The following is a 23,979-nucleotide window of genomic DNA, read 5'->3' on the forward strand; positions in this document are numbered from 1 at the left end:
ATGAAATCAATACGTATTAAAATTGCAGCCCTTGTTCTTGTACTGGCATTAGGAGCATGCAAAAAATTTCTAGATGAAAAGCCAAATCAAGCGTTGTATGTTCCTACTAAACTCACTGAACTGCTAGCATTGATAGACAATACTGCTGACATGAATTTCGGCTACGGTAATTCTTTGATAGAGGTACTGGCAGACGATTATTATGTAACTTACTCAAATTGGCAAAGTGCCGAATTGGTTCAAAGAAATCATTATGTTTGGACGGGGGAGACATCTGATCTCCTTAACTGGCAGCAACCTTATCTAAATGCTATTTCTTGTAGCAATGTGATTTTAGATCAGTTACAAAAAATTGATAAAAAAAATGATATCTCATTGAGTCAACAAATTGAAGGTTCTGCTTTATTTTTGCGCTCATTTGGATTTTATCAATTAGCCCAGGTTTATTGTAAACCGTATTCTGAAACTGCTGGAGCAGATTTAGGCATTGTATTACGCGAAACAGTAGATTTAGAGGCAAAATCCATACGATCCACATTAGCTGAAACCTACCATAAAATTGTAACAGATTTAAATAGATCACTACAATTACTGCCAGAATATAGCGAATATAGAACTAGGCCTAGTAAGGTTGCTGCTTATGCTATGCTAGCAAGAGTCCATTTAAGTATGAGAGAATATGAGAATGCGCAGAAATTTGCTGATTTAGCTTTGGAATTAAATAATAAACTAATAGACTTCAATGATCTGCCCGTTGGGAGTTCATTAATTTTACCGTTGTCCGTTAACAATGAAGAAATTATTTTTTTTAGTAGCTTAAACTCATCTATTCTTACGAGTTTAAATACAGCAAAGATTGACACAAACTTATATCGTTCTTATGGCGCTGATGATATAAGGAAGAATGTTTTTTTTATACAAAATACTGGAGCAAATGCTGGAACTTATAGATTCAGAGGAAGTTATTATGTACGTACAGCCTCTACCATTTCTAGTGTCTTTAATGGGTTAACTACAGGTGAATTATATCTTATTAAAGCAGAATGCCTTGCTAGAAAAGGAAACACAATAGAAGCCATGAAAACTTTAAATGCACTATTAAAAAAGCGTTACAAAAGAAATGCCTTTATTGATTTTTCTGCTGGCACTCCGACTGAAGCATTAAATACCATTCTAACTGAAAGAAGGAAGGAATTAATTTTTAGAGGACAACGATGGACTGATCTGCGTCGATTTAATTTAGAAGGAGCCAATATTACCTTAAAAAGAAAATTAAATGACCAAATCTATACCCTTCCTCCGAATGATGCTCGGTGGGTAGTACCTATTCCTCGAGAAGAAATTGCTATTTCTGGAATCACACAAAATCCGTACTAATTATATCATTATAAAAAAATAATTATGAAATTATTGTTGCTAGTGGGTTTATACTTCCTAAGCTCTACACTATTATTTGCACAGGAGTCGAATCGAGCAATTCATGTATCCTTAAATCCAACTCCTAAGTCTATTTACGATTCGTTGTTCTATGTCAATGATTGGAGAAAGGAATATGCACGCAATGTAAATGCGGATTCACTGTTTGGAAAGGATTGGATGGGCAAGATTCTAAAAGTTGGTAATGCAGTGCCGGATTTGGAGCTGAAAATGAGTATAAAAGGAGTCGTTAGGAAATTAAGATTTTCAGACTTCAGAAATAAAATTTTGATTTTAGACTTCTGGAGTACCTTCTGCAGTAGTTGCATTGAATCATTTCCAAAGATGAAGCACTTGCAAGAAAGGTTTGGTGATAAGATACAAATTGTTCTTGTAAACCCTTTCGAGACAGAAGAACAAGTTAAAGCGCGAATCGGTAAAAATATTACGAAAATGCCTGATTTACCATTAGTCTTCGGGGCAACATATCTTTTTCCGTATTTCCCAATGAGATGGGTGCCTTATCATGTTTGGATTGATCAAAAAGGAGAAGTTGTAGTGTTAGGCTCAAATTTTAATACCTATGAGAAAAAAATAGATGCCCTTGTTAAGGGCAGGAAAATTTCTTCCTGGCAAGATGAATGCACTAAACCTAGTTTTAATAAAGAAATATCGTATGCAAAATTACTTGGAATAAAACCGAAAGCTACTTCATACAATTCATTTTTTACTTTCTTTAATAATGAGTACGCCCCCAAAGGTAGTACTCTTGGAAGTTCTGTAGTGAATAAGATAGACTCTACGAATAATGCTAGACGCAGTACATTTGTAAACTGGACTATTGAGGAGTTATATAGGTATGCATTTGAATCAATGTATCAAAATCCATTAAATAGGAAAATTTTTATTAACCCGTATGATTCTTCTTTACTTGACGAAGTAAAGGATTCTTTAAGATATTCGTATCGATATAGCCAATTCCCAGTGGACACAACATTCACAAAAAGCATGTTTTGTTATGAGCAAATAGTTCCTGAAAGCATTTCTATTGAACAAAGTCAACATATGATGGCTGAGGATTTAAATGCCTATTTTGGAAAGTTATATGGAACATATGGTAGAGTGGAAAAAAGGATAGTTCCTGCATTTGTAATTGTAAAAACTTCAGGGAATAAAAGCAGAAGACTCTTTTCGAAAACTAAACCGTATTCAAAGGAGATTATAAAAAATGGTCAAAAATGGGTTCAGCACAGAGGAATTAGTTTTGAGGGGGCACTCGGGGGTGTTTTGCAAATCCATTTACTTAATGATAGGACACCACTGATCAATGAAACAGGTATCGATGGTAAAGCCAAAATTAATATTGAATTACCTGTCAAAGCTACTATTGTCAACATTAAACAAGCTTTAAAACCTTTTGGACTTGATATTATAAAAAGAAACACCGAAGTAGATCTATTGCTGATTAGTGACACCAAAGCCAAATGAATCGCTTCTAAATCTATAAAATACATAACAACACCAATGAAATATTCAAAATTTATCATTTTGTATGGCGCAGCCCTTGCCCTGTTTTCCTGCAGCGTTTTTAAAAAGCAACAAAAAAAAAACGCGATTTTAGCCAGCCCGATTACAAAAAATGTAGTTGACACGGCTAAGAAAGCAGTGTTTTCTAAACTGAAACCTTATGACCAGGTAATCACAAAAAAGGCTGCTACCAGCTCAGGTTTGTTTAAAGTACACCAGGTGGAAGACAGGTATTTCTTTGAAGTACCAGACTCGTTGTTAGAAACAGACCTGTTGATTGTGAACCGGATAGCGAAGGGAGCTACCGGTGCAAGCCAGGCTATGAGCGGCTATAGTGGTGATCAGATCAATGAAAATGTAGTACGTTTTGCTAAAGGGCCTCATTACAGACTGTTCATTAAAAACATGTCTTATACGGAACGCTCTGCAGATAGCAGTGACAATGGCATGTACCGTTCTGTTCGTAATTCAAGTTTGCAACCTATTGTTGCTGCCTTTGATATCAAAGCCGTAAGCAAAGATTCAGCTGCGGTTGTAATAGATGTGACGGATTACCTGAACGCAGATAATGAAATCCTGTTTTTTAATTCCGGAGCTAAAAGTGCCTTGAAGCTGGGTGGCTTGCAAGCCGATAAAAGTTATATTGAAGCTGTAAAAGCTTATCCGGAAAACGTAGAAATCAGAACTGTTAAAACTTACGGCAGGACCGGTGGAGCAGCAATGTCCGGTCTTCCACCTTCAGCGGGGGGAAACGCTACCTATGAATTGAACAGTTCTATTATCTGGTTGCCCAAACGTTTGATGGCATCAAGAGCATATGATGACAGGGTTGGTTATTTTGCAACGGGATATGTAGATTTTGATCGTAACCCTCAAGGTGTTGGATTTAACGCGCTGATAACGCGCTGGAGGCTGGAGCCAAAAAAGGAAGACGAAGCTAGGTATTTGAGAGGCGAACTGGTAGAGCCTAAGCAACCGATTGTATTTTATATCGACCCAAGTACCCCTAAAAAATGGGTGCCTTACCTGATACAAGGCGTAAACGATTGGAATGTTGCTTTTGATGCTGCAGGTTTTAAAAATGCCGTCATAGCTAAACCTGCGCCAACAAATGCCCAGGATAGCACCTGGAGTGTAGAAAGTGCCAGGCACAATGTAATTGTTTACAAGCCATCGGCCATTGCAAACGCCAGCGGCCCCCATGTACATGACCCGCGCACCGGTGAAATACTGGAAACCCACGTAAACTGGTACCATAATGTAATGCAGTTGTTGCGCAACTGGTATTTTGTGCAGGCTAGTGCCGTAGACCCGAAAGCCCGTAAAATGAAGTTTGATGATGAATTGATGGGGCAACTTATCCGCTTTGTTTCCAGTCATGAGGTTGGGCATACTTTGGGGCTGCGCCACAATTTCGGGTCTTCATCAACAGTTCCGGTTGAGAAACTGCGGGACAAAGCATGGTTAGAAGCCAACGGGCATACCCCAAGCATTATGGATTATGCGCGGTTTAACTATGTTGCCCAGCCGGAAGACGGGATTTCCGAAAAAGGTATCTTTCCGAGGATTGGCGATTACGACAAATGGGCTATTGAGTGGGGTTACCGATGGTGGCCGGCATTGCCAAGAGAAGAAGAGGAAAGCAAACTGAACCACTGGATTATTGCCAGAACTTCTGCTAATAAGCGGTTGTGGTTTGGTACAGAAACAGATCAAAACGATCCAAGGAGCCAAAATGAAGATCTTGGTGATGATGCCATGAAGGCTGGTGCTTATGGCGTTAGAAACCTGCAAAGAATTGTTCCTCATCTGATGGAATGGACTCGAGAAAAGAATGAAGGGTATACAAATCTGAAAATGATGTTCGACGAAGTAGCCGGTCAGTTCAACCGTTATACCGGCCATGTGCTGAAAAACATTGGCGGGATAATGACTACGCCAAAAAGTGTAGAGGAAAAAGGAGTTGTAGTGGTAAACGTACCTAAAGCCAAGCAGAAAAGTGCAATGACCTACCTGGATAGGTATGTGTTTACAACACCAGTTTGGCTAATGGATAAAGATGTACTGAATAAAACGGGAATTGAACCTATTGGACTTATGGAAAAGATTCAGGGATCTGCCTTGAGCAGGCTATTTTCGCCAGTAGTGTTTTTGAACCTGTGTAATGCTCAAGCCAAAGATGGTGCATCTGCCTATACGGCCGCTGAATTGCTGGCTGACATTAAACATGCTGTTTGGAAGGAATTGAAATCTGGCACTGCAGTCAATGTATATAGGCGCAATTTACAGAAAAATCATATCAGCAATTTGATTACGATGGCCGGTTTGGGAAGGATAGTTGGCCCTGCTCTTGCGCTTCCTTCAGGATTTATGGCAGTAGGGTTCCCCAAAGATGCAGTGGGTTTAGCTAAAATACAATTGCGACAACTACAACAGGAAATTAAAACTGGTGTTCCTTTAGTTAAAGACAAAATGAGTAGGTGTCATTTGCTGGATTGCCTTGACCAAATACAAAGGGCTTTAAAAGTATAATTAAACCGAAATGAATAGACCCAAGATAACTTTTATCATATCCCTGCTTTTGGCTTTAACCTTTGTTTATACGGCGGGCCTCAAACTTTGGGGTTATGTGCATTCAAAAACCGGTTTTGATTTCTTTCCGTTTGTTAAAGATTATCATCAGCTGTTGTTTTGGGGCTTGATAGTTATGCAACTGGCGTTAGCGGGCTGTTTGCTGTTCCGCAGGCTAAGGCTAACGGGATTGTATGCTACTTTTTTCTTGCTTGTCGCATTAGATACATATCTGTATGTAATGTTGCATTATGCTGATCATGTACCTTGTTTTTGTACGGGTGTAGTGCCTGGCTTGTCTTGGAATGGGCATTTATGGTTTACAATTGGTTTTACATTATTGGCAGGAACGGGTATAGCGCTTTTGCCTAATGATATTCATGCGCGTGGATAGGTTGAACCGGTAACCTGTGTTGAATACCGGAAAAAGAAAATAAAAAGATTAAATTATGAAAAGAGTTAAATTTTTAATGGTTTTTGTGCTCCTACTAGTAGGTACACTTACTGTGTTTGCTTTGTCTAGTGATAGTTACCGCAAGCATGCTGTTTTTCAAGAATGTATAAAGTATAACGGACCTCAAAATCCAGTATTTCCTACTGATATTTTAGAGCAAAATAATTGGAATTCTTTAATTGGAAATCCATTCCCTTATTGTTTTGGTGGATCTAAGCTATGTGCGATATGTTTTGAAAATATGAACCTTACACCTGCGGATGCAAGATGGATTCTTTATGATTATTATATTATGAATGCTTCTTTTCCAATGAATGGTTCGCCGATTACGGATTCTAATGGAAACACAATTTGGGTATATACTAAATCATTGTAAGGAATAACAAGTACCCTATTAATTAGTGCTCCATCATCCAAATCTGTTGATCGGGAGGCAGGGTTAGTTACAGCCTCCCGCATCAACAAAATGACAATACCGCTCTCAGATCGTTTGGTTAAATCAAAGAAGTCCGAGGCAGTTTAAGAGCGTGCTGCTTCGGCTTCTTTAAAACTGAAATGAAAATTAACATAACTCAAATATGAAACACAAACCCAAAGAACCCCTGTTTGCGCAGGTTGGCTTTCCGGATAAACAAACTGTACTGAGCATTTACGGGCATATGCCGGCAAAAAAGCTAAAAGCAATAGTAGAGGCCATCAATAAGGTGATAAAAGAGAACAGGAATAACGCCATCAAAACGCAATCTTAAATGAAACAAAAATCAAAACCTGAAATGCCCGAACTACCGAAGAGCAGTTCCGATAACCTGACAAGTGTTGCAGAAGTAATAGCGCAATTGGGACAGGATTGCAAAGTGTTCCGCGAGATTGTGGCCAGTATTGAAGTAGGGCTATATTCTGAATTGACCGGGTACCTGTTCTGTGAAATGGTTAGCGCCATGAAACAGAATGCGCAGATCCATGTTTTGCTGTACCCTGAAATTGCTGCGGAATACCTGATGGAGGGCAAGCTGCTGCTGTTTGGGATATTGACCCGACCTTACGGTGTACAGCTTACGCCTTTGCAAGCTGATAAGATGGTGTTTGTAGAAATGGGGATGATGGAGCTGTATACATTTTACGGGGATTTGTTGATGGAAATAAATTCGAAATGATATGAGAACTACTATAGGCCAGAAGTTTGAAATTTTAAGGAAACAAGCAGGTAAAACAGAAGCAGAGCTTGCTGCTTACCTGAAAATGAATGTTGAAACGTATAGGAAGCACGAAGATGATTTTATTTACCCTAATGACAACCAGATTACCAGGCTGGGTAAGTTTTATGGGATGACATATAATGAGGTGATTGCCACAGGCGAAGACTGACAAGATATTGGCGCGCTCAAAGTGATTCTAATAAGTGAAGTTAACGGAGGGACCCTGGTGTAGTTCCTCCGTTTTTTTAAAGCCTCAGGCCATCAAAATTTTTCAAATTAATACAGAAATATAAATAGATAATCAACACAAACTATGATAGACAAGAATATGATACTGGCCCATTTCTGGGCTAACGCCAATCACCTGGTAACAGCTGATGGGATTGAAATAGACCTGCACAATGATGAGCTGGTGGTGCTTTCTGTCTTATTTCGCAATGTGGGGGATTACCCTTATACGCTGCAGCTTAAGGCAGAGTTTAGCCTGGATGCCTTTATAGCCGAAATGGAGATACAGCTTTTGGAAGACCTGCTGGAAATAGAACTGGATATGCTGATGAGATTATTGATGAGCGGCAAGGCTAGTTATAACCTGTTTAAAGAATAATGACTGTACTGAGGTATCATGAAGCCGTATTGCAGATATTAGAACAGGGCAGGCCTTATGATGGGGATAGGGTAAAGAATGGTCTTTTGCGTCATGAGGCCTGGATCAAAACACTCTGCTATATACACCTGCCAAATATGCCAGGTTACAATGCCAACAGGTATTACTGCAAATTGCAATGCTGTGGTTTGCTGCAGCGCAGCCTGCAATTTATATGCAAACTGCAGCTACCAAAACAGCCGGCTTTAAAGGCCATGCCAGTTGAACCATAAAATTCCCGGCTTTGGGCAAAACAGGAAGAATTGAACTCAGGCTTTTCCATTTTTTGCGAAAAAACGAAAACCAATATTCATACAATAACCAATAAACCGAATATAAACCCTTAAAAAAATCTAAATAACACAATGACATAACGCTTCCCTCTCTTTTTTACGCCTCTAGCCCCTACAATTTTATGGCCCCTGATTGCGCGCCAGCGCAGATAAATAATGGCTGTAATTTGATGGGGCCCCTATGTCCTTTTGGTTCGGATTTCATCATCAATTCTGTTGATATACAACTAATTAAATTCCATAAGGGTGCATAAACGCAAGCCGAAAAATACAATACCCGCCATACCTTGGCATCACCAACAAAACCAAAATATAACATGAACGAAGATAACAACGAAGACTTCCTGAAACACAGCTCTAAAAATTCGGAAAACCCCAAGGGGATGAATATGTATGAAAAAGCAGCTTATTATGGCAAATATAAAAAAGCCTGGGCCAGCCAGGGGCATTTTAACTACAGGCAGGTATGCCTTAGCGGTGCCTTGCCCGAAGTGGAGCTGCTGCTACCAGGCAACCCGAACAAAACATTGATAAGTGTAGTGAGCAATGACTACCTGGGCCTGAGCCAGCACCCCGACGTAAAAGCAGCCGCCATTACTGCAATAGATCGATACGGCGCGGGTGCTACGGCCAGCCCGGCCATTGGCGGGCAGATGGATTATCACCAGGCGGTAGAACAAAAGATAGCCGCTTTTTACCGGCAGCAAAGCGCCATCCTGTTTCCCAGCGGTTATGCGGCCAATGTATCGGCCATGCAGGCCCTGTTTAAAAAAGAAGATTTTGTACTGGCCGATGACAGCATACACGCCAGCATGAGAGAGGGCATTAAGTATACCACGCAGGTAAAAACCTTTAACCACAATGATATGGAACACCTGGAAAACATGCTTAAACTGATTGCCGGAAAGTACCGCAGTGTGGCCGTGGTAGTTGATGGGGTGTACAGCCAGCCGGGTGATATTGCCCCCTTGCGGGATATTATATGGCTATGTAAAAAGTATGGTGCTTTTTTAGTGGTTGATGATGCGCATGGCGTAGGCGTAATTGGCAAAACAGGCCGGGGGGTGATAGAGCATTATGATGCCTGGGACGATGTAGACCTTATTACCGGCACCTTTAGCAAAACCTTTGGCCACCAGGGCGGCTTTGTAGTAGCCAAACCAGAAATTGTGGAGTACCTGCAGTTTCATGCTGCCCACCATACCTTTTCGGTAGCACTGCCGCCCACCATTGCCTGCGTTTTGGAAAGCATAGCCCTGGTAGACCGCGAGCCCCAGCACATGCACAGGCTATGGGAAAACCTGAATTACCTGAACAGCGGGCTAAAGGGCATGGGGCTGGATACCGGCAACACTACCAGTGCCATTATACCGGTGATAACCAAAGATGCCGGCCTTAATGCCGAAGTATGCAGGTTATTACTGCTAGAGGGCATATATGCCAACCAGATTGGTTACCCGGCCGTAAGCATGAATTATGCGCGCATACGTATGGCCATTACCGCCAGCCATACCCGCGAACACCTGGACAGGATATTGAATGCCTGGGCAGCGGTAATCAAAAAAGTAAAATCTATTGTAAAAAAATAATACATGGGAAGAAAAAAGAAACTGTACACTGAACGGGAACTGACTGCCGTACGCGCAAAGCGCGCCTTAAGGGAATATGTAGCAGCACATGGGTATAAAAAACTTACGGCCACGGTACTTGCCGACCTGCTTGGGGTAAGCCTGAGCACCATAACCCGGCTGGCCATTGGCGGCCTTGCCGGTGTGGTAAAAGAAACCATTAAGGAAAGCGACTGCTGGCCCCCGTTTTTTGAAAAGTTTAAACTGCCCGCTTATGCCAAGGCCTGGAAAAAGATGATGATGTTTATACAAATGATGCAAGCCTTTTTCGACTCGTTTTTTATGAGCGAGGATATGCAGCACGCCATTTTAGGGCAAATTAGTGTAGAAAGTGAGGTGCTGCGCGAAATATCGGAAGCAAGGGAACGGCAGGGTGCCGAACTGCTGGCCATAGCAGACGGACATTTTAAGGGTAGCGGTGTAAGTTTTAGGGCGGTAATGGCTTTGCTGCTTGGTGGTATTTATTACCTGGTGCTGCATGCAAAGTACAACAAGAGTACGGTTTGCGGAATAGACATCAATAAGCAAGCCGATTACCTGGAAGTGAAAGACACCATTGCCTACCTAATTGAACTTGTTTGGCAGGATGGTGGTAAAAAGCGCAAGCGCTGGGAAAAAAGACAGCAGCCAGGTAATGAAGGGTTTGCAAGTGCGGCTTAAAAAATTATACAAGAAACATGTTTGAATTACGCTACTACGAGGCCATAATAGAGCTGATTTACCAGGGTGCTTATGATATCTGTACGCCGGTAAATACGGATGAACTGCAAGCTATGGCCAGAAAAATTAAGCGCGCGGGTGCAGGCAGGTGTTATAAAGGATGGTGCAAGGCTTTGATTTTGCGCTGCAAGGAATTGGAAGCTGGCTTGCTGGGCAGTTATAAGAACCATAGGTATATAGAAGAGCTGATGGTACTGGCTGCTTTAATTGAAATTTTAGAAACATTATATGAAGGTTTTGAATAAACAGGTTTTGTCATCCCTAGCCCCTGAGGGATCTAAGGGCATCTACAAGATAACCCTTGAAATAATTTGCTGGGCTTATTTTGTGTTGTTTGCCTATGCGGCTTTTGCGAAGCTTTTTGAGTACGACAAGTTTGTGGTTACTATGGGGCAAAGCGGGATGTTGACGCCTTATGCAGGTTTTTTGGCCTGGGCGGTGCCGGTTGTTGAGATTTTATTGGGCATGATGCTGATGTTTTCCCGTTTTAGGCTGGCTGGTTTGTATGGTTCTTTAAGCCTGATGACGATGTTTACCACTTATATTTTTATAGTGCTGTTTGTAATGGAAAAGGAATTATGTGGGTGTGGCGCTGCAATTGAGGCACTTGGATGGTTTTGGCACTTTGTGTTTAATACAGTGTTTTTGGTTATGGCAGCGGTAGGGATTGTGTTGGTTTGTAAGAGGCAAAACAGCCATTCTCCTCACAGGCTGGAATAAATTACTTTTTCCCTGTCGGAAAAAAGCAAATGACCCGAGTTTACGAGAGCAACGAGACCAAAAACAATAAAAACTACGAGTTAATCCTATGCCTGCTCGAAGAAGGCAATTTTGCTCTTAACCAACACCGGCAGTGGTATAACAATATTCAATGCGCATGAATCCGGGCGATGCTGAAAACCCGGTATAAAAGAGAGTAGGCAATAATCTTTAAATTTTATAACATGAAAAAATCAATTTTTGCTGCTATGGCTTTATTAACCGTGGCGGGGGGAGCCTTTGCATTCCAAAATCAAACAGTAGAGGCTAAAAAAACAGCTACAACTTACACGTATTACCTGGAAGACGAGTGCAATACGCCGGTAACTTGTGATACGGAGTTCAATGGCACTGCGTGTTCAGTGGAGTATGACGGCATAACCGTTTACGATTCGCCAAGCTGCTTAAGTGGCCACGAAGTAGCTAATGTGCTGGGCAAAAGGCCACAGTAATCATTTTTCAGGGGGCAGCTCAGGCCTGCCCCCTGATTTTACAAAGCCAAACGCTCAACACACTATATAAGAACGCTATGAAGAATCTTTACATTACCCTATCTCTGGTGATAACCCTCAGCATTGCAGCTGTGATTACACTGTACTATATACAACCAAAGCCGCAAAAGAACGGCTTTAAGCGCGGGCATAGGTATGCTGTGCAAAAGCTGGACGCATTGGAACTGAACTTTGGCGGCTGGTACATCACCTGGCAAGGCGAAAACCGTATTTATTTAAGCAATTACAAAGCTTTGCTGGCGCTGTTTAGCTGCAGCTACAGTTTGCAGGATACCCTGTATGGCAGGCTAAGCTTTAGGGATGGAAGCAGGCTTAGGCTGGATGCCCTGAAAGCGCAGATTATACGAAAGCTGAACCCGGGCGAAGATGTTTTTAAGACTGACGGTTTTGTGAACCTGGATGAAAGCACCGGCCGTATGGTTTACACCTATTATTACCGTAATGCTTTTGTATACCTGGATACCGGCTTTAACGTATTAAGTACCCGCAGGTTGATTGACACCAATAGTGTTGCTAAAATAGAGCTGGGCGCCTATAAAGCTGGGAGTAACAAGACCATACTTACCATGGCCAAACCGGCTTTAGTGGTTAATAAAAAGGGCTATGTAGATGGAGGTTATTTTTACAACCATGCTGCACTGGCTGCTGATAACGAAAGCCAGGATGATTTTAACCGGCACGAGGTATTTGATGTATACAGGTTGGATACTGGCCAGTATAGCTATAGCCTTTACGTGCCCAGGCATCCGAAGATGCAGTTGACAGACTTTGCCGTTAGGGGCAATTTGCTGATTACCCTGTACGACAGGTATCTGGTTACTTACAGGCTAAAACTGAAATGAAGCCGCTTCCGGATTAATTTTACCATTGCCACTGCGGCCTTTTTAATGGAATACATGAATGAGTATTCGCCTAAATTTAATGAAGTACTGGTGGCACAAGGTAGGCTGCGTGCCATACGGTTACTATAAGAAATTTCTGATTGCTATATGATAAAGTATAAGTTTAGCACCTATATACGTGGCTATTGCCCCATAAACAAAACGTTGGAGATGGTGCTTGAAAATAACAGCGTATTAAGGCACCACAGCCTTAAAAAAGGAAGCAGCCTTTTGCTGCCCAAAATGGAGGTAGAGGAAATGCACTACCTGGCCAAGGGGATGTGTAAAGCCTTTTGGCTGGATGAAAACAATGAAGAGCAGATATTTCAGTTATGGCCGGAAGACAACCTGGTGGCCCTTTGGGAACATTTTTTTGCCATACAGCGCAATACCCTGGTACATATAGTAGCCATGGAAGACTGCGAGTTTTTGAGCATGGGCAAAACGCAGCTGGATTCAATTTGTGTATTGCACCCTGAAATGATGGCCGCTATTGATAAGATAAGGGCCGCACAAATGGAAAGCCGCAACCTGCAGCTGCAGTTGCTGATGAAAAAAGAAGGAGATAGGTATGCCTGCTATCGCAAACTGTTTTCGGTGTTGAAGAACAGGTTAGGAGAAAAGGACCTTTGCGCTTTTTTGGGCATACGTAAAACCACACTGTTTTACAGTAAGCGGAATTACCTTTTTGATGGGGGTGAAGTAAGGCTTTAGGTTTAATACCGGGCAGTTGGATGGCTGCCCGGTTTCTATCGTTAGGCTGAAACGCCGGTGGCAGATTTGATTTTATCGATTGGTGCCGTGGTTACCTACGTTGGTTTACACCTAAATTGTACTTACTTTGATCGATCTAATATATCGCTTGGCCTCTTCTACTTTTTCCGGAAATAGCATGCGGTCATGTAAACGATTTGCTATTAAAGATAATAAGGCCGTTTCCGAGATTTTAATCAGTTTACCAGATTGTATTTTCTTGGTTCTCATATTAAAAAATTAGGGATTATTTTTCATTACAAACACAGAGTCGTATGTTTTGTTGCAAGCGTACAGCTCCATAGTGATTTCATCATTGGCATTTTTAGTTCCGCCGTAAAAGATAAAATCATTTTTTAGATGCTCATAGTTCATATTAAATTTAATTGTGCTTCAACAACGGAACGTAGTTCCCCTTCATCTGGTAAGTATAATTGATATTTGCTTACAAAAAGCTGTGATGATATATTGTGGGTAGCGTATTTGATCAACAGATCATCTTTATCCTTTGCCAGTACAATTCCGATAGGAGGGTTGTCGCCTTCGGTATTTTCTTCAAGTTCAAAATACCCCAGGTACATATTCATCTGGCCAATATCCTGATGCCCGGCCTGTTCCTTTTTTAAATCTATCAGCACAAAGCATTTAAGTATTCTATGATAAAATACCAGGTCAACATAAAAATGTCTGTTGCCTATGCTTATGCGGTATTGCCGTCCTACAAATGCGAACCCTTTGCCCAACTCCAAAAGAAATTGCTGCAGATTATCAATAATGCGTTGTTCTAATTCTGTTTCTGTATACTGATTGGGTTCCGGAATTTTTAAAAAATCCAGCACATAGGAATCTCTTACTATGTCTTCAGGACGAAAGGCCCTTTTTTCTTGTTCTATTGATTTTAACATCGCTTCTTTATCCTTTGACATAGCCAGGCGAAGGTATAAAGAGGCACTCTTTTGGCGTTTTAGTTCACGAATGCTCCAGTTTTCCTGGATGCATTTCTTTTCGTAAAAGAGGCGTTCTACGGGATTGTCAATGCTCAGTAACTCAACATAATGCGACCAGCCCAATTTGCCAGACACTGTCTGGTAAATTGGATAATAGGTATATATTAGCCTCATATAGTTTAAATTGGAACGACTAAACCCCTTACCATGTTCAAGAAAAAGATCTTTAGCAAGTGTTTCAATCAATTTGTTTCCGTAGGTAGCCCTATCTGCTCCTTTTAACTCGAACTCTACAATGTGCTGTCCAATTTTCCAATAGGTTTCTACTAAAGTAGTGTTTACTACCTGAAGCGCTTTCTTCTGTCCAGACTTGTAGGTCTCAGAAATCTGAGACACAAGACCTGAGTAAGTTTTATTTGAACTATTTATATCCATGTTTTTAATTTACGCTGTGCTTCCTTTACAAGTACCCGTTTTTCATTGTTATCACTACAAACAAAGTTGGTTAAAATAACTACAACAACCAAATATTTCTATATAATTAATTTAGTGTTTGTTTATGTAGAATTTTGAGAGTTTTTACAAATTTTTGGATGAGTTCGAAAAGATTTGATGGGGGTGTTTGTGCCTGGGTAAAACAAAGAAAATTGCTGGCCTTGTAAAGAGAGTTCATTCATTCAATCTGATGTACCTCAACAGAAAGTGCATTTTAACTTGAAAATTAATGTTTTACAATTGTTGTTTTACATTTTTATTGTATATTGAATTCAGGGAATAATCAAGAGTTTTATTTGAGAATAAATTAACGTTATGAGAACAGATAAATATTGCATGGATCATTACAATTGATACCCCTGTTGTTTTTGGAGGTAAAATATCTATACGAGCCAAAGCTCAAGATTATTTTATAGGTATTTGGGATGCATTTAGTGATGGCCATTTGATCAACAACAATAACCAATGGAGCTTGTCCTGTACTTTGATCAATCAAACACGTACAGCTCCGACTTCTACCTTTAATTTAATGCTAAAGACAAAGATTGTAATAATGATAGGTGAAAGATTATTTAACATCCCGTTAAATGACCCACGAATAGATTATGTTAGTGACCCCATATCTAAGAAGTTTCACATTACATTTTTAAATGATGTTGAACAGGCTAATGACTCAAATTTAGCTATAGCTAAGGGATCTTCTATTTATGCGGGACGTTAATTGATTTGGCTTTTGCCGCAGATGTTGCTAACCTCCCGGCAATGAGCATACTGACATCCTATAGGAGTTCAAAAAGTGCACAGAACATTTTGTGAAGCTGTTACCTGGCTTTGCACACTACCTGATACAGTTTTACAGCTAGCGTATCGTTTTCTTTTAAATAGGAAATGGCAGTTTCATCAAACTCATTGTTTACCAGGCCTGCGGTTTGGGTAAAGGAACCGGAAGTTCCTTGTTTCTTTCATTAATGTGCCTAGATCACTTCGGAAGGCAAATATAAGATCATAATTTACAATTACAAATTAAAATTAACTTTATAGAAAATTTTATTCTCAAATTAATTAATAATATTTCAATTTGTTGAGATTTTATACAGAATGTTGCTTAGCGAATTGGGTTAGTCACTAAGCCTTTCAGGGTTAATCTCAATAAAAAATCGTAACTTATATATCGGAAGTGGCAGGGTATTGTGCTTAGCTGCTGGGTAGGGTGGTTAAAGGGCTTCTATTTCTTTTTTTGAGAGCTTAGAAACCTTGACAATTACATCAATATGTACACCTTCCTTTTTCATTCCACGGGCCATTTCATAACGGCTTTTTGATTCGCCTTCTTGCCTTCCTCTTTTATACAAAGGGTCGCGTTCTAATTTCCAAAATGAGTTTACGTCTAGCATAGCTTCTTGGGTTTCGTTGTCAAATTTACGCAATTGCATAATTACACGCAATTGTTGATAGTATTTATTGTCGGTTGTATCGTTGGGGCTGGCAGCAGTTATTTTTTGTAATATTGCTTTAACAATTTCTGCTGAGGTTTTGCTGCCTTTGTTCGCCAAAACGGCAAGTATCTGCTCTTCGGGTTCGTTTGAAGACAAAAACAATTCGCAAGGCAGTTCTTTAAAGTTGATTAAACTGTATTCATATTTAAAATTTGGCAGGTTGATTTTATTAGGAACGCTGGATTTGCCTCTTCCCATATATATTACATATTGCTTTACTGGATATGGATAAATTTGATGCAGCATTGCCCGATATTCAGCCATTCTAAAATTCATTTTTTTCTTAACAGCCGATTCAAACTCAATTTGTACCAGAAAGGATTTACCATGTGCATCTGTTACCAGGTTTAATGAATCTACTTCTTTTTGCCTGGTGATTAGCAGTTTATCCTTAAATGGCAAACTGTCCTTAACGTTAAGGTTCAGCACATTTTTCATAATACCTGGTAAAATCAAAGGCATATTTTCCCTCAAAATTTTGTCGTATCGGCTACCTTGTTTACGGCTGTTTATATCTGGCATCTTTTGGATTAGTTTTGATGCAGCAAACCTACAGTGGTGTTTTTTAATTTGGAAGAACTCTGTGTAAAACAGGAAACTGTCCGGAAATGGGGGGATAAAAGAAAACGGAATTTGTTTTGGCTGTGATTGCAGTTAGCTGTTCCAAAGAAAATTTGGTTGAGCAATTTATGGTGCTTTTTAAATCGATCGCTATCCGCAATCCTTAATGAAAATATTAAACCCTGCCATGGGTTAAGGTAGCTCCTGGCATACAATATAATTCGGTTTCTAAGGGGAATTAGTTAATATTGTGGTTAGATTTTCTTAAATTTAGGAGAGGGAATTGCTGTTAACGCGCTTTAAAACTCGAATTTGACTAGGTAATGGATAAATATGCTAAATTATCGGACTTGGACTTAATCGGCTTGCTAAAGCAGCAGGACGAGGCTGCCTTTACCGAAATCTATAACCGTTATTGGAAAAAACTTTTTACAGCGGCTGCAAATAAAGTACCTGATTTCAACGAGGCTGAAGATATAGTCCAGAAAATTTTCATTACCATTTGGGACAGGCGTTCGGTCATCGAAATTAAATCCTCGCTGGCTTCATACCTGGCTGTTTCGGTTAAGTATCACGTATTTAAAAGCCTGGATTGCAGCTTTAGGCAAAAACACTTTAAGGATGAAAAAGCGGCAAACGCCGTTCTGGAAATTTCTGATGACTCTACCCGGCAGTGGCTGGAATTCCAGGAAATAAGGAAAAGACTGGAGCAACTTGTTGCAGAATTACCGGAAAAATGTAAACTTGTTTATCAATTGAGCCGAGATAAAGGTTATTCCCAAAAACAGATTGCAGAAGAACTGAATATTTCAGAGAAAACTGTTGAAGCTCATTTGGGAAAGGCCCTGAAATCTCTAAAAACCGGCTTGAGGAGCTTTTTTATCACCTTGTAAAATTTATTTGCTATTGGACTAAGGGAAAGGGTACTAAAAGTGCACCTATAGGAAACACTTTAGTTAATGACCGACAAAATTACCCGTGCCGAACTTTTGGCAAACAAGCTAATGAATAGGACAATCACTCCTGAGGAGCAGATTGAACTTAACAATTGGTATAGCCAAAACCTGGATAAAGAAATTGAGATACCCAAGGGTTTTGTGTATTCTGAAGAAGAGCACAGGAGCCGAATCTTATCTTCGATACGGAACCATACGCATGCTAAAAAGCAAATTAAGCTATGGCCCCGTATTGTAGCAGCTGCTGCAATTGCTGCAGTAGTGTTTGGGGCAGGGGTATGGTATTTTGGCAATAAACCGGAATTAAACAACTCAGGCCAGTTTGTAAGTGATATTGGGCCAGGCAAAAATGGGGCAACGCTTACGCTGGCCAACGGGCAAAAGATATTGATTAACGACGCGCTGACCGGAAATATAGCCTCGGAGTCTGGGGTGAAAATTTCCAAGACTGCCGATGGTCAGATTATCTATGAAGTGACCGGTGCCGGGCATGGAACACTTGCCTATAATACACTTACAACTACACGGGGGGAACAAACACAGCTGCGCTTGCCTGATGGCACCCTTGTATACCTTAATTCAGAATCAACGCTGAGGTATCCGACCAGCTTTACAAAAAGTGACAAGCGTATGGTTTCTTTGGAGGGGGAGGGATTTTTTAATGTAAGCAAGGACAAGCAACATCCATTTATTGTGAAGACAGGTGCACAGGAGGTGGAAGTGTTGGGTACCCAGTTCAATATCAATAGTTACAGTGATGAACACGCCATTAAGACTACCCTGATAGAAGGATCGGTTAAGGTAACGAATGCGAATAGTGTTTCAAAGATTTTGAAGCCTAATCAACAATCTACGGTTTTGGGCAAGGACATTAAAGTGGATAATGTGGAAGCGCAGTTCTTTGTCGATTGGAAGGAAGGCTTTTTCATGTTCGATAATGAGACTTTGGAAAGTATCATGAATAGGGTGTCTCGCTGGTACAATGTAAAGGTAGTATATGAAGACGCGGTCCTTAAGAAAGAGAAAGCCTCTGGAACAGTCAGCAAATTTAACAATATTTCATCTGTGCTTCAGGCTTTAGAGCAAAGTGACCTGGCAAAATTCAAATTAAGTAATGGAATACTGACAATAAGCAAGAAAAAATAACGGGTCTTAACCATCCGTATTTTAAACGACAATTCATCAACAACGGCTTTAGCCCTCTTGAGAACGTTTAAAAAACAATAAACTAAATCGAAAAAACTAAACAAACTGTAATGAAAAAACAAAAAACGAGAAACGGGCCCTGATGGTGTAATTTTAAGAGATACAAAATAAAAGGACTTCGATACCAGTCGAAGCCCTTTGAATCTGCATCTCAAACATTGATTTAACAATTTTTTTGACCAGGTGAAGTGCCAGTCTCTTCGAAAAGCGACACGACACCATTAACAGACTTATTTCAAATGTATAAAATTTATACTGATTTTTTGTGTATGCCCGAGGGCTACATATCCAAACTGCTATTGATTATGAAACTCACGTGCGTCATAATATTAATGGCGCTGATGCAGGTTAGTGCCGCTACCTTCGGGCAGAACTTAACGTTAAGGGAGGATAATGTGTCTATCTCTAAAATTCTTTTTGAAATCCGTAAACAGACTGGTTATGATGTTCTGGTAAAGAGTGATAGACTTAATACCTTTAAAAGAATTGATGTTTCTTTTAATAATGTTCCCGTCAAATTAGTGTTAAACAAACTGATTGAAGGCACTGATCTGGAGTATGTTTTCAATAAAAAAGTGATTACAATTAAAGTGAAGGACCAATCACTCCTTGAGCGTATTATTGAAAGGTTTCAAAATATTGATGTTACAGGTAAAGTTGTAGATGAGAATGGACAGCCAATTGCGGGAGCCACTATAAGGATTAAAGGGACTTCTATAACAACTATATCTAACGAACAAGGAAGTTTTATCCTAAAGAATGTTGAAGAGAATGCAGTTCTAGAAATTTCTTTTTTAGGCTTTCAAGCTAGAGATGTCAAAGTGCGTAAGGATTTAGGTAGCATACGATTGGAATTGGCAATCGGCAAGTTAGATGAGGTTACTGTGAATGCGGGGTATTATAAAGTGAAAGAGCGTGAACTTACAGGTAGTATCGCTAGGATTACTGCAAAGGATATCGAGACACAACCCGTGAGCAATGTGTTAGCCACAATGCAAGGTAGGATGGCTGGAGTGAGTGTAACGCAGACAACAGGAACGCCAGGCGGCGGTTTTGATATCAAAATTCGTGGACAAAACAGTATTCGTACGGATGGAAATATTCCATTATATATTGTTGATGGTGTACCTTATGCTGCTGATGCGATTGGTGCTTTTCAAACTGGTTCAGGCACATTTCCTGTGCTCTCTAGTCCCATAAACAGTATTTCTCCAGATAATCTGGAAAGCATTGAAGTTTTAAAAGATGCTGATGCTACGGCGATATATGGTACCAGAGGAGCAAATGGAGTAGTGTTGATCACAACAAAAAAAGGTGTAGCTGGAAAGGCAAAAGTCAATTTGAATGTTTCCTCAGGAATTGCCACACCAACTAGATTTATCGAAATGATGAATACCGAGGAATATCTTGCCATGCGAAAGCAAGCCTACACCAATGATGGTATTAGCAATTATCCCGCGACCGCTTATGATATTAACGGCGTCTGGGATCAAAACAGATATACAGATTGGCTGGAGGAACTCGTAGGTGGAACAGCAAAAAATAATCTCATAACTGGCAGCATTTCTGGAGGAAATCAAAATAGCCGATATTTAATTAGCGGAAATTATAATGCTGAGTCCACTGTTGCAAAAGGTAATTCTCTTTTTCAAAGAGGCGGTGCATTAGCTAATTTTAATCACCGTTCAGAGGATCAAAAATTTAGGGCTGACTTTTCTTTAAATTATAATCTGCAAAAAAATAATCAACCTTCTCTTGATTTTATTAATGAGGCCCGCGGTTTGGCTCCAAATGCCCCAGCACTTTACGATGCACAAGGTAACTTAAATTGGGAAAACAATACTTGGCAAAATCCCTTGAGAAACCTAAATGGTAAATTTGAATCTAAGACTAAAACCCTGATTGTTAATACTACACTTTCCTATCAGCTCTTACCTGGCCTTGATATTAAAAGTACTTTTGGCATAACAGATTTGCGAACCCGTGATTCGAGAGTTACGCCGTCCACCATTAATAATCCCGCCTTTAATCCGAGTACGGCCAATTCGCTAATAGTTTTCAATAATACAGAGCGTTCATCTTGGATCATAGAGCCACAAATCAATTGGACTAAAACCACAGCAAAGGGAAAATTAGAGGCATTGTTTGGGGGGACTTTCCAGAGCCAGCATACCAGTAAGCTCTATCAGTCTGGAATGGGGTTTAGTTCTAATAGCTTAATTTATAATTTGGCAGCAGCCAAGACAATCAGGATACTAAACGACGAAAGTGCGCAATATAATTTCCAAGGTTTCTTTGGTAGAATCAACTACAATTATAAAGAACGTTATATTGCAAATCTTACTGCTAGGCGTGATGGATCAAGCCGCTTTGGACCTGGAAGGCAATTTGCAAATTTTGGAGCTTTAGGCCTTGCTTGGATATTCTCCAAAGAAAACTTTCTTAAAGATCATTCTTGGTTAAGTTTTGGTAAAATCAGAGGTAGTTACGGTGTAACTGGTAGTGATCAGATAGGAGATTACCAGTTCCTTGATACTTATGCCGTATCAGGAGTGGATTATGATGGTAAAATAGGGATTAATCCAAGTCGACTTTATAATCCCGATTTTGCCTGGGAAACCAATAAGAAATTAGAGGCAGCATTAGAATTAGGTTTTTTGGACGACAAAATTTTTCTAACAACTGCCTGGTATCAAAATAGATCTAGTAATCAATTGGTCGGAATTCCATTTCCCGCCATTACTGGTTTTACAACACTAAATTCTAATCTTGATGCAACTGTACAGAATACCGGCTTAGAATGGACTTTTAGTTCTCAAAATATCCAGTCCAAAAATTTCAGATGGGCTACAAACTTAAATATCAGTGTCTCGAAAAATAAATTAGTCGAATTCCCAGGGCTGGAGAGTTCTAGCTATAGCCAACAATACAGGGTTGGAGAACCTTTAAATATAAGGTTGGTGTATCAATATAAGGGGATTAATGCTCAAACAGGAATTTATGAATTTGTTGATAGAAACGGTGATAATGTAATTTCCAGTCCAAACGATAGACAGACTGTAGTAGATCTCAGCCCTAAATTTTTTGGAGGGCTGCAAAACCAGTTCAGTTTTAAACGTTTTAAGTTTGACTTTTTATTTCAATTTGTGAAACAAAACAATCAAGGTTATCAATTCACTACTGGCGGATCAATGCTTAATCGTCCTAAACGAATGATCAATAGTTGGCAAAAAGGAAATGAATCAGCTCCCTATCAGATTTTAACGACTGGAGTTAACAGTAAAGCTGTCTCTGCAGGTAGTTTATATGCTAATAGTGATGCCATTATTGTTGATGCATCATATATCAGGCTGAAGAATTTATCGCTAAGCTATGATTTGCCCATAATTGTAAAAGGAACGAGGTCTACAATCTCTTTACAGGGGCAAAATCTATTAACTTTTACCCCTTACAAGGATGGAGATCCTGAATTTTTGACTGCAGGGTTTTTACCTCCGCTTAAAGTGATTACCGCAGGCTTTCAATTAACCTTTTAATGATATTATTATGAAAATGAAATATTCTACTCCAAAATTCAAATTTTGGATCATCATACTCTCTGCAATGCTGGTTACTTCTTGCGATTCATTTCTTGAAGTTGATTTGCCTCAATCTCAATTGTCCAACGTCTCGGTGTATGAAAACTACGAAACAGCAACAACTGCACTTACCAGTATCTATGGTAATTTAAGAGATCAGGGCATGTTCAGCGAAGGAGCTGGAATTGGATTGACAGGGGCACTTGCGAATTATACCGATGAAATGGTAGCTTACGATGAGAGCTCGTCTAAGATATATATTAACTTTTACAACAATACACTCTTGCCATCAAATACCTATATATCCGGTTTTTGGAATTCCGCATACAGCCAGATCTATGCGGCAAATGCGGTATTTGAAGGAGCAGCAGCAAGTACTTTTCTTACCGCTGACCAGAAAAAGCAGCTTCAGGGTGAGGCGCTTTTTATTAGGGGAATGTTACATTTCTATCTGTCGAATCTTTTTGGAGATATCCCTTATGTAACCCAAACAGATTATAAGGTCAATCGTTTGATGGCTAGAACAGAAATAAAAGTGGTCTATGATCTCGTGGCTGCAGATCTGAAAAATGCAATTGCGATGCTACCTGTCAATTATATTTCTGCTAATAAAGTCCGCCCTAATCAGCTAACGGCAAAAGCACTGCTCTCGAAGGTTTATCTGTATCAGGGATCCTGGTCTGAGGCAGAGAATACTGCAAGTTCGATAATTGGCCAAAGTGGTGTATACTCTTTTGAAGATGAATTGAATAATTTGTTTTTGATCGGATCAAAAGAAACCATTTGGCAGTTGAGGTCTGCAACTAGCGATAGAAATACATGGGAAGGTGAGTTGTTTATACTTAGTGCAGGTCCTCCCTTATATACTGCTCTAAATTCGGTACTGGTGAACTCTTTTGCTAATACCGATCTACGCAGATCTAAATGGATGAAGTCGGTTTCAAGTGGCAATTCAACATGGTATTATCCTTTTAAATACAAGGAAATGCTTTTTACGACCGTATCAAAGGAATATCTTGTGCTGTTTCGTTTGACCGAGCAGTATATGATCAGGGCTGAGGCGAGGGCCCAGTTGGATAATTTGCAGGGGGCTAAGGATGATTTGAACAAAATCAGGAAACGTGCGACATTGGATAATACAGTAGCAAATACCAAAGCAGAGTTATTGGATGCGATTTTGCAGGAACGACGCTGGGAATTTTTTGCTGAACTCGGGCATCGTTTTTTTGACCTTAAACGTGCTGGAAAGCTAGATGTTAATCTGTCTGGCATTAAACCGGGTTGGAATACGACAGATCGTCTATTCCCGATCCCAGAAAAAGAACTGAATACCAATCCAAATTTACGCCCGCAAAATCCAGGGTATTAAAATCTTTAAAACTTC

Annotated in this window: 23 protein-coding genes; 21 read left to right on the plus strand and 2 right to left on the minus strand. The window is 40.0% G+C overall.

Going from position 1 to position 23,979, the window contains the following annotated elements; genetic code table 11:
- The 17 genes from B9A91_RS15995 (at window position 1) to B9A91_RS16075 (ending at window position 13,317) form a co-directional block, all read left to right on the plus strand.
- Entirely contained in the window at window positions 1-1,377 is a 1,377-nt protein-coding gene (locus B9A91_RS15995) for a RagB/SusD family nutrient uptake outer membrane protein (RefSeq protein ID WP_084240011.1), read from the plus strand.
- A gap of 24 nt (window positions 1,378-1,401) precedes the next feature.
- Entirely contained in the window at window positions 1,402-2,904 is a 1,503-nt protein-coding gene (locus tag B9A91_RS16000; RefSeq protein WP_084240012.1) for a TlpA family protein disulfide reductase, read from the plus strand.
- 36 nt (window positions 2,905-2,940) lie between these two features.
- Entirely contained in the window at window positions 2,941-5,475 is a 2,535-nt protein-coding gene (locus B9A91_RS16005) for a zinc-dependent metalloprotease (protein WP_084240013.1), read from the plus strand.
- Between the two features lie 10 nt (window positions 5,476-5,485).
- Window positions 5,486-5,908: a MauE/DoxX family redox-associated membrane protein gene (locus B9A91_RS16010; RefSeq protein ID WP_084240014.1), complete on the plus strand. Its 423-nt coding sequence runs from the start codon at window positions 5,486-5,488 to the stop codon at window positions 5,906-5,908.
- A gap of 55 nt (window positions 5,909-5,963) precedes the next feature.
- Complete coding sequence (locus tag B9A91_RS16015; protein ID WP_144008961.1) at window positions 5,964-6,344, plus strand: hypothetical protein; 381 nt, start codon at window positions 5,964-5,966, stop codon at window positions 6,342-6,344.
- 202 nt (window positions 6,345-6,546) lie between these two features.
- A complete protein-coding gene (locus B9A91_RS24165; protein WP_159451721.1) occupies window positions 6,547-6,717 on the plus strand; it encodes a hypothetical protein in 171 nt (56 codons plus the stop codon).
- Window positions 6,718-7,122: a hypothetical protein gene (locus B9A91_RS16020; RefSeq protein WP_084240016.1), complete on the plus strand. Its 405-nt coding sequence runs from the start codon at window positions 6,718-6,720 to the stop codon at window positions 7,120-7,122.
- Between the two features lies 1 nt (window position 7,123).
- Window positions 7,124-7,333, plus strand: coding sequence for a helix-turn-helix domain-containing protein (locus B9A91_RS16025; RefSeq protein ID WP_084240017.1), 210 nt, complete (start codon window positions 7,124-7,126; stop codon window positions 7,331-7,333).
- 144 nt (window positions 7,334-7,477) lie between these two features.
- Window positions 7,478-7,771, plus strand: a complete 294-nt coding sequence (locus B9A91_RS16030) for a hypothetical protein (RefSeq protein ID WP_084240018.1) — start codon at window positions 7,478-7,480, stop codon at window positions 7,769-7,771.
- A complete protein-coding gene (locus B9A91_RS16035) occupies window positions 7,771-8,043 on the plus strand; it encodes a hypothetical protein (RefSeq protein ID WP_084240019.1) in 273 nt (90 codons plus the stop codon). Before B9A91_RS16030 ends, B9A91_RS16035 begins: the two co-directional genes overlap by 1 nt.
- 377 nt (window positions 8,044-8,420) lie before the next feature.
- A complete protein-coding gene (locus tag B9A91_RS16045) occupies window positions 8,421-9,692 on the plus strand; it encodes an aminotransferase class I/II-fold pyridoxal phosphate-dependent enzyme (RefSeq protein ID WP_084240021.1) in 1,272 nt (423 codons plus the stop codon).
- Window positions 9,693-9,695: 3 nt separating this feature from the next.
- Window positions 9,696-10,391, plus strand: a complete 696-nt coding sequence (locus B9A91_RS16050; protein ID WP_084240022.1) for a hypothetical protein — start codon at window positions 9,696-9,698, stop codon at window positions 10,389-10,391.
- Window positions 10,392-10,408: 17 nt separating this feature from the next.
- On the plus strand, window positions 10,409-10,696 hold the full coding sequence (locus B9A91_RS16055) for a hypothetical protein (protein ID WP_084240023.1): 288 nt from the start codon (window positions 10,409-10,411) through the stop codon (window positions 10,694-10,696).
- A complete protein-coding gene (locus B9A91_RS16060) occupies window positions 10,680-11,171 on the plus strand; it encodes a MauE/DoxX family redox-associated membrane protein (protein ID WP_084240024.1) in 492 nt (163 codons plus the stop codon). Before B9A91_RS16055 ends, B9A91_RS16060 begins: the two co-directional genes overlap by 17 nt.
- Before the next feature lie 224 nt (window positions 11,172-11,395).
- A complete protein-coding gene (locus tag B9A91_RS16065; RefSeq protein ID WP_084240025.1) occupies window positions 11,396-11,662 on the plus strand; it encodes a DUF6520 family protein in 267 nt (88 codons plus the stop codon).
- Between the two features lie 77 nt (window positions 11,663-11,739).
- Window positions 11,740-12,564, plus strand: a complete 825-nt coding sequence (locus B9A91_RS16070; RefSeq protein ID WP_144008963.1) for a hypothetical protein — start codon at window positions 11,740-11,742, stop codon at window positions 12,562-12,564.
- A 147-nt stretch (window positions 12,565-12,711) separates the two neighbouring features.
- Entirely contained in the window at window positions 12,712-13,317 is a 606-nt protein-coding gene (locus B9A91_RS16075) for a Crp/Fnr family transcriptional regulator (protein WP_159451722.1), read from the plus strand.
- Window positions 13,318-13,727: 410 nt separating this feature from the next.
- On the opposite strand, the gene B9A91_RS16080 is transcribed toward B9A91_RS16075, so the two are convergent.
- Window positions 13,728-14,738 (minus strand): PDDEXK nuclease domain-containing protein, encoded by a 1,011-nt coding sequence (locus B9A91_RS16080; RefSeq protein ID WP_084240028.1) that lies wholly within the window; start codon window positions 14,736-14,738, stop codon window positions 13,728-13,730.
- 1,274 nt (window positions 14,739-16,012) lie between these two features.
- Window positions 16,013-16,816, minus strand: coding sequence for an RpnC/YadD family protein (locus B9A91_RS16090; protein ID WP_084240030.1), 804 nt, complete (start codon window positions 16,814-16,816; stop codon window positions 16,013-16,015).
- A 362-nt stretch (window positions 16,817-17,178) separates the two neighbouring features.
- On the opposite strand from B9A91_RS16090, the gene B9A91_RS16095 reads away from it, so the two are divergent.
- The 4 genes from B9A91_RS16095 to B9A91_RS16110 all read left to right on the plus strand — a co-directional run bounded on the left by B9A91_RS16095 (window position 17,179) and on the right by B9A91_RS16110 (window position 23,964).
- Window positions 17,179-17,748, plus strand: coding sequence for an RNA polymerase sigma-70 factor (locus B9A91_RS16095; RefSeq protein WP_084240031.1), 570 nt, complete (start codon window positions 17,179-17,181; stop codon window positions 17,746-17,748).
- A 66-nt stretch (window positions 17,749-17,814) separates the two neighbouring features.
- Window positions 17,815-18,957 carry a FecR family protein gene (locus tag B9A91_RS16100; RefSeq protein ID WP_084240032.1) on the plus strand — a complete coding sequence of 381 codons (1,143 nt, stop codon included), beginning with the start codon at window positions 17,815-17,817 and terminating at the stop codon, window positions 18,955-18,957.
- 392 nt (window positions 18,958-19,349) lie between these two features.
- Window positions 19,350-22,553 (plus strand): SusC/RagA family TonB-linked outer membrane protein, encoded by a 3,204-nt coding sequence (locus B9A91_RS16105; protein ID WP_159451723.1) that lies wholly within the window; start codon window positions 19,350-19,352, stop codon window positions 22,551-22,553.
- A 10-nt stretch (window positions 22,554-22,563) separates the two neighbouring features.
- Window positions 22,564-23,964 carry a RagB/SusD family nutrient uptake outer membrane protein gene (locus tag B9A91_RS16110; RefSeq protein ID WP_084240034.1) on the plus strand — a complete coding sequence of 467 codons (1,401 nt, stop codon included), beginning with the start codon at window positions 22,564-22,566 and terminating at the stop codon, window positions 23,962-23,964.
- The last annotated feature ends 15 nt before the right edge of the window (window positions 23,965-23,979 follow it).

It is taken from the genome of Pedobacter africanus, from assembly GCF_900176535.1.
Lineage (GTDB): Bacteria > Bacteroidota > Bacteroidia > Sphingobacteriales > Sphingobacteriaceae > Pedobacter > Pedobacter africanus.